The sequence below is a fragment of the Streptomyces sp. NPDC049627 genome (genome assembly GCF_044465645.1).
In the GTDB taxonomy this organism is placed as follows: Bacteria; Actinomycetota; Actinomycetes; order Streptomycetales; family Streptomycetaceae; genus Streptomyces.
The window spans coordinates 1-13,757 of sequence record NZ_JBITLW010000004.1; the positions used below are offsets into that span (position 1 = coordinate 1).

Annotated in this window: 8 protein-coding genes; 3 read left to right on the plus strand and 5 right to left on the minus strand. The window is 70.9% G+C overall.

The genetic code is table 11. The annotated features are described in order from the left end of the window. Positions 1–1,416, plus strand: a 1,416-nt coding sequence (locus tag ACIBU0_RS12015; protein ID WP_398815586.1) for a penicillin-binding transpeptidase domain-containing protein, incomplete at its 5' end; no start/stop codon positions are given. Positions 1,417–1,546: 130 nt separating this feature from the next. Continuing rightward, the gene (locus tag ACIBU0_RS12020; protein WP_398815589.1) at positions 1,547–2,602 is read left to right on the plus strand and encodes a LacI family DNA-binding transcriptional regulator; all 1,056 of its coding nucleotides are present in this window, start codon (positions 1,547–1,549) and stop codon (positions 2,600–2,602) included. 110 nt (positions 2,603–2,712) lie between these two features. On the opposite strand, the gene ACIBU0_RS12025 is transcribed toward ACIBU0_RS12020, so the two are convergent. Further along, entirely contained in the window at positions 2,713–3,801 is a 1,089-nt protein-coding gene (locus ACIBU0_RS12025; RefSeq protein WP_398815592.1) for a glycoside hydrolase family 5 protein, read from the minus strand. Between the two features lie 302 nt (positions 3,802–4,103). Here ACIBU0_RS12025 and ACIBU0_RS12030 point away from each other — a divergent pair, with 302 nt between their 5' ends. After that, positions 4,104–5,093: a LacI family DNA-binding transcriptional regulator gene (locus ACIBU0_RS12030; protein WP_398816874.1), complete on the plus strand. Its 990-nt coding sequence runs from the start codon at positions 4,104–4,106 to the stop codon at positions 5,091–5,093. A gap of 221 nt (positions 5,094–5,314) precedes the next feature. On the opposite strand, the gene ACIBU0_RS12035 is transcribed toward ACIBU0_RS12030, so the two are convergent. From ACIBU0_RS12035 to ACIBU0_RS12050, 4 genes are all read right to left on the minus strand, one after another. Then, positions 5,315–6,907, minus strand: coding sequence for a carboxylesterase/lipase family protein (locus ACIBU0_RS12035; RefSeq protein ID WP_398815595.1), 1,593 nt, complete (start codon positions 6,905–6,907; stop codon positions 5,315–5,317). Between the two features lie 93 nt (positions 6,908–7,000). Continuing rightward, a complete protein-coding gene (locus ACIBU0_RS12040; RefSeq protein WP_398815597.1) occupies positions 7,001–8,269 on the minus strand; it encodes an alginate lyase family protein in 1,269 nt (422 codons plus the stop codon). Between the two features lie 27 nt (positions 8,270–8,296). Next, positions 8,297–11,623: an alginate lyase family protein gene (locus tag ACIBU0_RS12045; RefSeq protein ID WP_398815600.1), complete on the minus strand. Its 3,327-nt coding sequence runs from the start codon at positions 11,621–11,623 to the stop codon at positions 8,297–8,299. A 29-nt stretch (positions 11,624–11,652) separates the two neighbouring features. Next, entirely contained in the window at positions 11,653–13,452 is a 1,800-nt protein-coding gene (locus ACIBU0_RS12050; protein ID WP_398815603.1) for a glycosyl hydrolase family 28 protein, read from the minus strand. Positions 13,453–13,757 lie beyond the last annotated feature (305 nt).

The following is a 13,757-nucleotide window of genomic DNA, read 5'->3' on the forward strand; positions in this document are numbered from 1 at the left end:
CGCGGCAAGGCCGGGGTCACCCGCTATGAGGTCGACAACCTGGGCCGGGTGATCGGGCAGGCGCAGTCCGATGCCGCGCAGGCCGGCTCCAATCTGGTCACCAGTATCGATGCGCGGGTGCAGCGGGTGGCGGAGTACGAGCTGAACGAGGCGATGAAGAAGGCCCGCCAGGTGTGGGACCGCAACACCAACGAGCGGTACAAGGCCGACTCGGGTGCGGTGGTGGTGATGGAGGCCAAGACCGGCCGCATCGTGGCCATGGCGTCCAACCCGACCTACGACCCCAACGCCTGGGTGGGCGGCATCTCCGCCAAGGACTACAAGAGGCTCACCGGGAAGGACTCCAACTACCCGCTGCTCAACCGCGCCATCCAGGGCCAGTCCGCGCCCGGCTCCATCTTCAAGGTCGTCCCGACGGCCGCCGCGGTCAACGCCGGCTACTCCTTCGACGGCCCCTACGAATGCTCCAGCTCCTACTCCATCGGCAACCAGGTCTTCACCAACTTCGAGTCGGAGGACCACGGCCCGATCAGCCTCGGCCGGGCCCTTGAGGTCTCCTGCGACACCGTCTTCTACCGGCTGGCCCACGAGGAGTGGAAGCGTGACGGCGGCTCCAGGCCGAAGAAGCACCCCAACGACTGGTTCTACAAGACGGCGCACCAGTTCGGCCTCGGCGCGGAGACCGGCATCGACCTGCCCAACGAGGTCTCCGGCCGCATTCCGGACCGCCAGTGGAAGCAGGCGTACTGGAAGGCCAACAAGGACGCCTGGTGCAAGTACGGCAAGAAGGACGGCAGTTATGCCGAGAAGATCGCCTACGAGAACTGCCTCGAAGGCAACCGGCTGCGCGCCGGTGACTCGGTGAACTACTCCATCGGGCAGGGTGACACCCTGGTCACCCCCATCCAGATGGCGACCATCTACGGGGCGATCTCCAACGGCGGCACCCTGTACGACCCGACCGTCGGCAAAGCCGTCATCAGCGCCGACGGCAAGTCCGTCCAGGAGATCAAACCCAAGTCGCACGGCAGACTGCCGATGACGAAGCAGACCAGGGACGCGATCGACGCAGCCCTCGCCGGGGTCGTCACCCGCGGTTCGGCCGACTGGCGCTTCGTCGGCTGGCCGCAGGACAGGATCCCGCTGCACGCCAAGACGAGCACGGCCGAGGTCTACGGCAAGCAGACGACGTCCTGGTTCGCCACGTACACCAAGGACTACGCGGTCGTCATGACGATCTCCCAGGGCGGTACCGGATCCGGCGCCTCCGCCCCGGCCGTCCGCACCATCTACAACGCGCTGTACGGCGTCCAGAAGGACGGCTCGATCGACGAGCGCAAGGCACTGCTGCCGAAGCCGCGGACGAGCCTGCCCGAGATCCGGCCGGACGGCACCATCGCCGCACCGAAGGGCTGACGGCGCGCGCACAGGACTCGTCCCCGCCCTTCACCCGCTGCTAGCCTCCCTCGGAAACCGGTTGCCGTCATGTTGCCGCCGGTTCCCCAGGGGGCAGGGCGCGGGTGCCCGGGAGAGGGACGAGGCAAGGATGACCAGGAAGAGCGAGGACGCGGGGCGCAGCACCATCCGGGACGTTGCGGCCCGAGCGGGGGTGTCCGCGTCGACCGTCTCGCGCGTGCTCGGCGGCGTGTATCCGGTGAGCTCGACGACGCGTACCCGCGTGATGCGGGCGGTGCGGGACCTCGACTACGTCGCCGACGCGCGCGCGAAGGCGATCGCGGGCGTCGGCACGCCCACGCTGGCGTTCGTGCTGGAGGACATCACCGGGCCGTCGTTCGCGCACATGGCGCACGGGGTGGAGCGCGAGGCCCGACGGCTCGGGCATCTGTGCCTGGTGTGCACGACGGAGGGCGACGTCCAGCACGAGGTGGAGTTCGTCGAGATGATGCGCGCCCAGCGCGCCGCCGCGGTGATCCTGGTCGGCGGCTCCGCCGACACCCCCGAGTACCGCGAGCGCACCCGCCGTATGGCCGACTCGCTGGCGTCGGCGGGCTCCCGGCTGGTGCTGTGCGGGCGGCCGCCGCTCGGCCCCGGGGCGCCGGTGACCGTCATCGAGTACGACAACGAGGGCGGGGCCTACGCCCTGGTCGCCCACGTCCTCTCGCAGGGCCACCAGCGGGTGCTGTTCCTCGGCGGCAAGCCCGACCACACCACCGCCCAGGGCCGTGAGCGCGGCTATCTCGCCGCCCATCGCGCCCGCGGCCTGGACCCCGACCCGGCGCTGCTCCTGCACGGCGACTTCACCCGCGACGCCGGGCACCGTCTGCTGCGCGAGGCCCTTGAGCGGGGGCTGGAGTTCACGGCCGTGGTGGCCGCCACCGACATGGTCGCCGCGGGCGCGCTCACCGCCCTGCACGAGGCCGGTCTGGACGTTCCCGGCGACGTCTCTCTGGCCGGCTACGACGACATCCCCTTCGCCCGTGACCTGCACCCGGCCCTGACGACGGTCCACGTCCCCTACGAGGAGCTCGGCCGTCTCGCGGTACGCACCGCACTCGGCCGCACTCCGGAGAGCCCGGACGAGCATCTGCTGCTGGGCACGCATGTGGTAGTGCGGAACTCCGTCGGGGTACCGAAGGTCTGACGGTTCACCCACCGCGGCCGGTCGCGGCGCTCGTGGCACCGCGACCGGCCGCGGGATCGGACCGTCCGGACCCGACCGTCCGGGTCCGATCGCCTCAGGAGACCTCGCCGTCAGGGCTGGACGGGCTTGCCCCGCCCCCAGCCCCACGCGAGCCGGTCGGCGCCGGACTGGTTGGTGGTGGCGAGCCACGGGCGGGCGGGGTCACCGATCAGGGTCTGCACCGAGTAGGTGTCGTCGGTGCGCAGGCCGGGCCAGTAGACGGAGCCCATCTTCAGCTCACGGAAGGTGTCGGTGACGGCCTGGATGAAGTTGACGGAGTTGTTGGACGGCGCCGGGTGGTTGTAGTCGAGGCCGGTCGTCATCGGGGCGCCGAACTCGTCGGCGACGGTCCGGCTCGCGCAGTCGCCGATGCGCTCCTTCAGGTCGGCCACCCACTGGTCGTAGGTGGCGTACTCCTTCCAGAACCCGTAGTGGTGCAGCGACAGGTAGGTGCCCTTCAGGCGCGGGTCGGCGCAGACGGAGGTGACGTGGTCGTTGTAGCCGGCGCCGCTGACGAAGACCCGGTCGCGGGGGACGGACGGGTAGGTGTCCAGCCACTTCGCGGCTATGTCGGCCCACTCGGTGTCGGTGTAGCCGTGCGGCTCGTTCATCGGCTCGAAGGAGACCCGGGCGTTGCCCTTGTAGGCCTTGACCACCGTGTCCCACATGGGCCAGTAGGTGGCGGTGTCGTCGATGAAACCGTCCTTGCGGTCACCGGTGCCCTCCCAGTAGGACACGATGACCTTGAAGCCCTTGGCCGTCGCCGCGTCGATCACGCCCCGGTACGACTTCCAGTAGGAGCCGTTCACGGTGTACGGGTTGATGGGCAGCCGTACGGTGTTCGCGCCGAGGTTCGCGCGGAAGGCCGAGATGATCCGGCTCGACTTGGCGTAGGTCTGGGCGTAGGTGTCGGAGGTCGACAGGCCGGACAGCTGCAGGGTGTCGTCGGCGAAGTTGTCACGGGGATCGGCCCAGTTCACGCCCTTGAACTGGGTGGTGTCGCCGCTCGGTGCGGCGGAGGCGGGACTGCCCGCGAGGGTGGTGCCGCTGATCGCGGCGATCGCGACCGCCGCGAAGGCGGCACGCAGCCGGGGGTGAAGCGGTTTCTCGAGGGGGTCTTGCGCATCAGCTGGCCTTTCGGAGATGACGGCACCCGGCATGATGTTTACGTAAACATGAGGGACACGAGGCCGCGTCCGCTCCTCGGATCAGGGAGGCTCGCTGGGGGATGTTTACGTAAACTTCAGGGCGTCGGAATCGTGGCATCCGCCCCCACGACCGTCAAGGTTTCCCCCGCGTAACATCCCTGGGCGGGCGCGGTGACGCGCACCGGGAACGAGAGGGGGGTGAGGGAACGGTGGAGCTGAGCGAGCACGAGCCGGCGGTCTCCGTGCCCGCGGGCGGGGGTGCCCAGCGGGGCGGCTCCGGAGTGCCCGGCGAGCGCCGCAAGCAGCGGGTCTCCATGGCCGACGTCGCCCGGCTCGCGGGGGTGTCGTCGCAGACGGTGTCGCGGGTGTCCAACGGTCATCCCGGCGTGATCGAGGCGACCCGTGAACAGGTGCTCGCGGCGATGCGGGAGCTGGGCTACCGGCCCAACAGCGCCGCACGCGCCCTGCGCTACGGCCAGTTCAACACCATCGGCGTGATCCTGTTCAGCCTGTCGTCGACGGGCAACAGCCGCACCGTGGAGGCCATCGCCACGCACGCCGCGGCGGAGGGGTACGCGATCACCCTCATCCCGATCGACGTGCCGACCCAGGACAACGTCCTCGGGGCGTTCACCCGGATGGGAGAACTGGCCGTCGACGCCGTGATCGTGATCATGGAGATCCATCTGCTCGACGCCGGGACGGTGCAGCTGCCCCCCGGTGTGCACGTCGTGGTCGTGGACTCCGACGCCGGGGACCGCTACAGCGTGGTCGACACCGACCAGGCCGACGGTGCACGCAAGGCCGTCCGGCATCTGCTCGACCTCGGCCATCGCACCGTCTGGCATGTGGCGGGCCCCCGGACGTCGTACGCCGGCCAGCGCCGGACCGAGGCGTGGCGCGCCGTCCTCGAGGAGGCCGGGCGCCCGGTCCCGCAGCCGCTGCGCGGTGACTGGTCGGCCGAGTCCGGCTATGCGGCCGGTCTCTCGCTGGCCGATCGACCCGACTGCACGGCCGTGTTCGTCGCCAACGACCAGATGGCCCTCGGACTGCTGCGCGCCCTGCACGAACGCGGCCGCTCCGTCCCCGAGGACATCAGTGTCGTCGGCTTCGACGACCTCCCCGAGGCCGCCTTCTTCGTGCCGCCCCTGACCACCGTCCACCAGGACTTCGCCGAGGTGGGCCGCCGCTGCGTCCAGAACGTCCTCCGGCAGGTCCGCGCCCAGGGCGGCGCCCGGCCCGGAACCGATCTCGTCCCCACCAGCCTGGCGATCAGACGCAGTACGGCGCCGCCCCGGAGCTGACTCAACGGACGGCCGCCCCTGCCCACGGCAACCGGTTTCAGAGGCGGTTCCGTCCGTTCAGTCCGTGGGAGCGAGCGAGCAGACCGCGTACACGTCGAAGGTGGATGCTCCGCCGCCGTCACCATTTCGCGCTGCTGCGCGCCGGCTTCGCGGCGCGGACGGGCCGGCCGCACCCGTCCGTGGCATCCCGTCCGAAGGTCACCGACGGAATGTCGAACACCTCACAGGCTCTGTCCGTGCCGGCGGACCGCACCGGGGAGGCGCAGACGCCGTACGACCGACCGCACTTCCGCACCCCGCGGGGGCGAACCGTCGGCCAGGGCCGGTGCGGGTGCGGACTCCTCGGGCGGGACGGCCGCGGCCCACAGGGCGAGCTCGGCGTCGCGCGGGCCGTATGCCGTACGGGTCGCGCCGTCGCCGAAGATCCGCACCGGATGCGACTCGTCCCATGCCTGCCACCCCGGGTCGCCCTCCGCCGCGAACCGCACCCACGCCCGGTGCATCTCGTCCGCCAGTTCCTGCGGGGCGCCCTCGCCGGCCAGTTTCCGGGACTCGGGAACCTCTCCGGTGTCGAAGACGAAGCCGAGCTCCAGGGCGTGGCAGGCGCCGAGGTCGGGCAGGTTGGAGGGCCAGGCGAACTCGTACACGTACGACGACCCCGGGCGGGCGTCGGCCAGGCGGTGCAGCGGGAGGCGCAGCAGGTGGTCGGTGACCATCTGGCCGACGATCTCGGCGGTGCCGGCATCGGGGTGCAGGGCGCGGTAGCCGCGGGGCACGTCGGCCCCGACGTGGCAGCGGGCCATGGCGCCGGCCAGGGCGACCGCGCCGAGCCGGTCGACGCGCTCCAGGAGACCGCCGGGGACCAGCCACAGCCGGTACTCGTCACGGGTCCAGCCCGTCATCAGGTCGACGCCCGAGGCGGCGTCGCCCTCCGTGAGCGCCTCCAGCGGGTCGCGGGGGACGAGGTCGCCGTCGACGACGATCCCGAAGGCGGGCCCGCCCACCACGGGACTGCTGAGCCGGCCCACGTCGGCCTGGGTGCGCAGGAGGAGCTCCCGGTCGACGCCGGCGAAGGCGGCGGCGGTGGCGGGGATCTTCAGCCGGTTGGCCATACGGCGCGCCATCCGCCGTACCTTGTCCCGCTCGGCGGCCTCGGGCGGCCCGCTCTGCAGGATGGCCCGCCGGACCAGGCCCTGGGCCTGCGGGGCGGCGAGCAGGGCGCCGATGCTGATCGCGCCGGCGGACTGGCCGAAGAGGGTGATGCGGTCGGGGTCGCCGCCGAAGGCCGCGATGGAGGCGTGGACCCACTCCAGGGCGGCGAGCTGGTCGCGCAGGCCGGGGTTGGCGGGGGCGTCCGGGAAGAGGCCGTAGCCCTCGATGCCGAGCCGGTAGTTGACCGAGACGCAGACGACGCCGTCACGGGCGAAGGTGCGCCCGTCGTACACGGGCACGCCCGAGGAGCCGCGGGTCAGGGCGCCGCCGTGCAGCCACACCATGACCGGGAGCCGGGCACCGGGGCCCGGCTCGGGCGTCCAGACGTTGAGGTTGAGACAGTCGTCGCCGGGCACGACGGGGTCGGACAGGTACTGCGCGAAGGCCTCGGAGTACGGGGGTTTCGGCGGGGTCGGCCCGAAGGCCCCGGCGTCGCGCACGCCGTCCCAGGGTTCCGGCGGCACGGGCGGCCGGAATCTGTTCGGACCGAACGGGGGCGCCGCGTAGGGGATGCCCCGGAACACCGCGACGCCGTGTTCGTACCGGCCCCGTACGGCACCGTACGGCGTGCTCACCTCGGGGTCTGCCTGGACTGCCGTCATACGTCCACCAGCCTCCTCACCGCGCTCGTGCACCGTGAAGATCAGAGCACCTCATTGTGGCCCGTTATTCCGGTGCACGAGCGGGTGTGAGGGCTATTTGGCGTACATCAGCGTGCCGAAGCCCAGCTGGTCGTAGCCGCCGCTGGTGGAGCCGTAGTCACCGCCGCCGCCCTCGGGGGCGACGACGTTGTAGTACATCTGCGAGATGTACCTGTCGTCCAGGTACAGGCGCCGGTTGTAGTGGAAGTGCAGCATGGCCCAGACCGGGCGGACCTGGCCGCGGCTGCCGGATCCGATGACCGTCTGCGACTGCTGGGCGCAGTTCTGGCCGCTGCCCCAGGTATAGGTGGTGTAGGGCACGTTCATGCCCAGGTTGTACTTGGCGACGTACTGGGCGGCCTTCATGAAGCGGCGGCCGTCGTAGGAGTACAGGTCGTCGCCCTGGTTCCAGGCCATCTCGCAGAGGGCGCCCATCTGGCCCATGCCCATGACGGCGTGGCCCTGGTCGCGGCCGGACTCCTGCCACTGGCCGAGGTCGTAGCCGTCCACGTTGCCGTGGAGGAACGGAACCGCGTGCCGGATGGAGCCGTTGCCCGCGCCGGTCTTGAAGTAGTTCACGGCCTGGTCGTACTTGGCGGCGTTGTCGGTGAGGATCCCGATGGCCATGATCGAGGCCATGGTGCACAGGTCCCAGTTGGCCCAGTAGTTGGTGACGCAGGCGTCGTTGTGGCCGGTGAGGAACTGGTTGTTGAGCGGGTAGAAGACCCTGACCATCATGTTTTGGGCCGCCGCGAGGTCGAACCCGCGGTAGGCGCGCATGAGTTCGCAGGCGTTGGCGAACTGCCAGCCGTAGATTCCGGCGGCGAGGAACCGGTCCGCGTTGCCGGTGATCGACCTCAGGGTCCTCGACCAGGCGTTGAGGATGGTGGCCGCGCACCGGGCGTTGGCCTCGGTGCCGCCGACCTGCCAGCGCAGGGCGTTCTGGTAGGCGGCGGCGATGTCGTGGTAGAGCAGGCCGTAGTTCTGTCCGGTGCCGCCGCGGATGACGGTGGCCTGGGCGCGGGGCGTCCAGGTGGACTGCGCATGGGAGTTGGCGGTCAGCCGCCGCCAGCCGGACAGCCAGGGGTCGTCGCCCGCGGCGACCCTGACCCTGGCCCGGTTGATGTCACCGGCGTTGTGCAGCATGCCGGGGTGGGTGAAGGTCGCGGGGGCCGCGTCCGCCGTGGTGGCGACGGCCGCCGTGGTGACGGCGGACGCAGCTCCCAGCGCGACGGCGGCGGTGAGTCCGCCGGCGGTCTTCAGCAGACCGCGGCGGCTCAACTCGGCGGGATGGTGGTGCTGGTGGGGGGAAGTGCGGCTCATGGTCGTGCACTCCAATCCGTGGGGGGATCAGTCGGTGCTGATGCTCACCTCGTCGAACTCGGTGGTGCAGCGGGCCAGCGGGTCGCGGGAGCAGACCACGAGGCCCACGTAGTAGGGGGCGTCACCGAACCCGGGGATCTCGCCGGTGGCGAGGGTGGTCCAGGTGGCGCCGTCATCGGTGGACAGGGCTGCGGTGAAGGCGGTCCCGGCGCGCTTCAGCCGCAGCAGGGCGGGAAGGGTGGCTGCCCCGTTCCCGGTGAACGCCGACCGCCCGGCGACGGTCGTACGCAGCATGAGCTGCGCGCTGGTCCCGCCGGTGACGATCGCCCCGGCGGCCTGGTCGAACGGCGACAGCGACTTGGCCATCAGCAGGCCCACCCGGTCGGCGCTCACGCCCGTGCGGGAGAGGAGCCGGGCGGTGATCTCGCAGTCTCCGGTGACCGGACGCCGTACGAACTGTCCGGTCATCGCCTGGTTGTTGACGGTCAGGTCGGCGCCCGCGCCGCGCACGGTGAAGGTGCCGTCGGCGTAGGACGTGCTGCCCGGGGTGCGGATCGCGACCACGCCGAGCGTGCCGAAGACACGGTCGTCGAGCACCGGGTCGCCGAGGTCGCCGTAGGTCCAGGGGGCGGGCGGGGGTGTGCCGACGGTGAGGGCGAGGGGGGCGGTGCCGTCGCCGGATGCGTTGCCCGCGCCGGTGGTGACCGTGAAGGTGCCCGTCTCGTGGGGTGTCCCGGATATCAGGCCGGTGCGCTTGTCGAGGCGGAGGCCGTCGGGCAGGCCGTCCGCGGTGAACCGTACGGGCTCGTGCGAGCCGCGCAGGAGGTGGCGGAAGGGGACGCCCTCGTTGCCGAACGCATCGGTGGCGGAGGTGAGTCGGGGCGGGCTCGGCGTCGGCATGGGTGCGGAGGCCGGGGCGGAGAGCGGTCCGTGGCCGGCGCGGCTCGTCTTCGCGACGGCGTAGTGGTACGTCGTCCCGGGGGCGCCGGTCGCGTCGGCGTACCGGATGCGGGCGCCGAAGCCGACGGGGCCGACGCCCGTCGCGATCGTCTCGTAGGGCCCGTCGGCGCTCGTGGCGCGCAGCACCTTGTAGCGGGCGGACAGGTCCGGGTCGGTCCAGGCCAGCTCCACGGCGTCGGCGCCGGTCGCCGCGTCCAGGCCGGTGGCGGTGCGGGCCGGGCGCGGCGCGGACCAGATCTCGCCCGCCGTCGCGGAGGTCACGCTGACGTTGTCGAAGGCGCCGGTGCCCGTCTCGGCGTAGGCCTCGTCGACGCCGAGGCAGGAGGTGAGGACCAGCCCCGCGTACGCGGTGCGGCCCAACTCGACGTCACTGCTGCCGACTTCGGTCCAGCGGATGCCGTCGGGTGAGATGGCTCCGGTGCAGCGGCGGCCCCTGCGTGTCACCCGGACCCAGTAGGGCGCCCGCAGCCGGTAGCCGTCGCCCGCGCCCTCGACGTACGGGGCCTGAAGCGGGGTCGCCGACTCGGGCAGCGTGCCGAGGTCGGAGATCGGGAAGGACGCGTCGACGGTGATCGCCTGCTGCTGGGAGGGCGGCACGGGCGTACCGCCGGTGGCGGAGATGCCGGCTCCGGCCTCCGGCCGTACGCTCCACACACCGCTCCAGGTGTGCAGCGGCAGGCCCTGGATCAGCATCGAGGCGTGCGCGGCGTCCGCGTCGAGCGAGTCGCGCAGGGTGACGCCGATCTTGGAGTACTGCGAGCTGAGCGGGAACACGATCCGCGCGGTCACCGCACCGTCGCCGGACAGCGGAAGGTGGACCGAGCGGTAGGTGTCGGCGGTGCCGGAGGCTTCCAGCACGAACCGTTCGCCGTCGAAGGCTGCGGAACCGGGGATCCGCACATCGCCGATGTCGCGGGTGGACCAGGGCTCGGGGAGGGCGGCGGTGGCGGCGACGAGGCTCGATGCGGTGCTGGTGCCCCGGGAGTTGGCGGCGGTGACCGTGTAGTAGTGGGTCCGTCCCCCGCGTACGCCGGTGTCCGTGAACTCCGGCTTGTCGCTGACGCCGATCTCCTCGTACGGCCCCTGCGGCCGCGTGGCCCGGCGGACCGTGTACGTCGTCGCCCACGCGGACGGCAGCCACGCCACGGTGACCGAGGTGCCGTCCCCCACCGCGGTGACGCCGGCCGGAGCCGTCGGCGCGGTCGGCGCGGGTGGCTTGGTCCCGGCGAAGGTGAAGGTGCCGAAGCCGGGCAGGTCGTCGTTGCTGCCCTCGACGACCCGGGCGCCGCCGGTACCGCGGAAGACGGCCGCCCTGGTGCAGGGGGTGTCGAGGCCTCGGACGCCGGCGTAGTGGGCGTAGTACATCTCGTAGGCCGGGGGCAGGGTGCCGCGGACCTTGTCGGAGACGGTGGTCTTGATGTACTTGCCGGTGCGGTCGAGGTCGGGGGTGAAGGGGACGTCGCCGCCGAGGTTGTACCCGGCCGCGTACTCGGCGTTCGCGAGGATGCGGTTGTCGTCGAAGCCCCACAGGTCGACGCCCTGGTTCCAGGCGACCTGCGCGGCGTCGCCCATCAGGCCGACGGCGAGCTGCTCGTGGCCCTGGTCGCGGCCGGACTCCTGGCCCTGGCCCGCGTCCGTGACGACGCGGCCCCGGACGCTGCCGTTGCCGGCGCCGGCCGCGGCGAAGCGCAGCGCGTCCTCGAAGAGGGTGGGCTCCTCGCAGAACACGGCGATGGCGAGGATGGACTGAATGGACGTCAGGTCCCAGTTGCCGTTGGCGTAGAGCATGTAGCCGGAGACCGCCGGATACCAGACGTTCAGGAACGACTGCTCGCAGCGGGCGATGTCCTGCTCCGCCCAGCCGTCGTAGTCGCTGTGCCGCAGCAGTTCGGCCGCGTTGACGAACTTGAAGGCCTGCAGGCCCGCGCCGAGCGGGCCGTCGGCGCCCGTGATCATCGTCAGGGAGGACGACCAGGCGTCGAGGATGTCCCGGGCCTTGTCGGCGTGGGCGCGGTTGCCGGTGACGCACCACATCAGGGCGTTCTGGTAGGCGGCGGCCGAGTCGGCGACGGCCTGGTTCTGGAAGTTGGTGGGGCCACGGCCCCAGGAGGTGATCCGGCCGGTGTTCTGGACGGCGTACGTGGACTTCGAGCGGGCGTGGGCCGCGAACGCCAGGTAGCCGTCGTAGATCGGCGACTCCTGGGCGGCGACCGCCGCCTTCATGCGGGCGAGATCGGCGGCGCTGTGCAGCAGCCCGGGGTGGGTGAAGGCGCGGAGCCGGGTCTTGCCGTCCTGGGCCCGGGCCGCCGCCGCTGAGGCGGACAGCAGCCCGCCGCCGGCCGCGGCCACGAGGGCGGCCGCTCCGAGGAAGGATCGTCTGCTGAGTGGAAGCACGGGTGACTCCATGGTTCTGAGGGGGCGCGTCACGCGTGCCGGACGGTGAGCGTGAGGGTCTGGGTGGCGGTGCCCACGCTGTTGGCGGCCGAGACGGTGACCGTGAAGGTGCCGACGTTGTCCTTGGCGGTGCCGGAGATCAGACCGGTGGCGGTGTCGATGTCCAGGCCCTTCGGCAGGCCTTCGGCGTCGAACGACGTCGGCAGCTCGGAGGCCGTGATCAGGTGGTTGAAGACCTGGTTCTTGGTGGCCGTGGCCTGGTCCGGGCTGGTGATCTCGGGCGCGGCGGTGGACGTGGCCTCGGTGGAGTTGAGGAACCGGGTGTTCAGCACATGCTCGTTGGCGTAGCCCGGCATCATGTCGGTGAACTTGTACCAGCCGGGCTTCTTCATGCCGTTGCCGATGAACCTGCCGTTGATGACGAGGTTCTGGAAGGTGACGTTCTTGATCGCGTGGTCCGCGTCGTAGCCGACGAAGACGGACGGGGCGGCGTGCGTGCCGGTGTAGGTCAGGTTGCGGATGTACACGCCGTCGATGCCCCGGCCGACCGAGGTGTTGTACGACTTGTTGAACATCACCCGCATGTTGAGCAGCTGGCCCCGGCGGAAGTCCTCCACCCGGATGTCCTGGGCGCGGACGTTGCGGACCAGGTTGCTGTCACCGGGGTTGAGCGCGATGCAGCCCTGGTAGTCCATCTGCGGTTCGCGGTGGTCGAGGATGTCGATGTTGCTGAAGACGAGGTTCTCGATCGTCTCCGGCTTGTCGGTGTTGCCGTGCGTACCGACGTTGACGGGGTGGGCGACGTCCGCCCAGAGGGTGGAGTCGCGGACGGTGACGTTGCGGCAGTCGCCGTAGTAGTCCCAGCGGTGGGCGTAGATCGCTATGCAGTCGTCGGAGTTGCGCATCCAGACGCCCTCGATGAGGACGTCCTCACTGGAGAAGACGTCGATGCCGTCGCCCCACTGGCCGTGGCTGTAGGAGTGCAGGTTGCGGATGGTGACCTGCTTCGACTGGCCGACGGTGCAGGCGTAGCCGCTGCTCGGGTTGAGCACCGTGATGCCGTCGATCTCGATGTTCCTGGAGTACTGGAGCAGGACACCGCTCGGCGAGTTGTACAGCACACCGCGGCCGGTCAGCCGGGCGTTCTCCACGCCCACGAACTCCACCCGGGAGGTCAGCACGGCGCCGCCGGCCAGGTAGACCGTCTTGCCGCTGGGCACCTTCACCACGTTGTCGGTGGTCTTGTGCAGGCCGGGACCGAAGTAGATGACGTCCGGGTCGTCGGGATCGGGGGCGTTCTCCTCGACCGGGTTGGCGTGCAGCTGCAGGTTGTCGAAGAGCTCGCCGTCGATCTCGAGGGAGAGGTTGCGCGGCTCGGTGAGGGTGAAGGTCACCGTGGCGCCGTCCACCGTGAACTCGGTGCCGTACGACAGCGGGCGGATCCGTGCGGAGCCGATGGCGCCCTTGGTCGAGGTGACGGCGACCTCGACGGTGCCCTCGAAGTCGAAGGTGGCGACGGAGGAGTTGAAGACCGGGCCGCTGCCCGTGTCCGCGTTGATCTGCTTCGCCCTGGCGCGGTAGACGGGCACCGTCTGCCATGCGCCGCCCCGTGTACGGGCCTTGACGGAGAAGCTGGAGTTGGTCGGGACCCCGCTCGGGATGGCGTGGACCAGCAGTTTGTCGGCGGAGGCGGGAGTGTCGGAGGCGGGAGCGCCGTCGGCTCTCGCGGTGCCGGTCGCGGCGCCGATCAGGGAGTACGCGGCGGCGGTGGCGCCCGCGGCCTGGAGGAGAGTGCGCCGGGACAGTCCGGTGCTCTCGGAATTGTTCATGGTGCGGTCCCTTCAGGGGCGGGCGCGTTAGCAACCGGTTGTCATGCAGTGGGGCAGAGCTTCTTCCTGTCCGGAAACCGCGTCAAGAACCTTGACGGACTTTCGAAAAGAATGGGTGACCACGGCGACTGCGCACCTGCTCGGAAGCATCACCGCTCCTGGCGACGAGCCGTTGACAGATGTCCTGGGGCCGCGGCGTGAAACCGGTTGCCGGTCGTCGACCTTGCCACCCTCAGGGTCCTCTTGATGGCGGGAAAACGCAGTAACCGATTTCGCCACCGCGCGAGTCAGGACATACGCGCCGA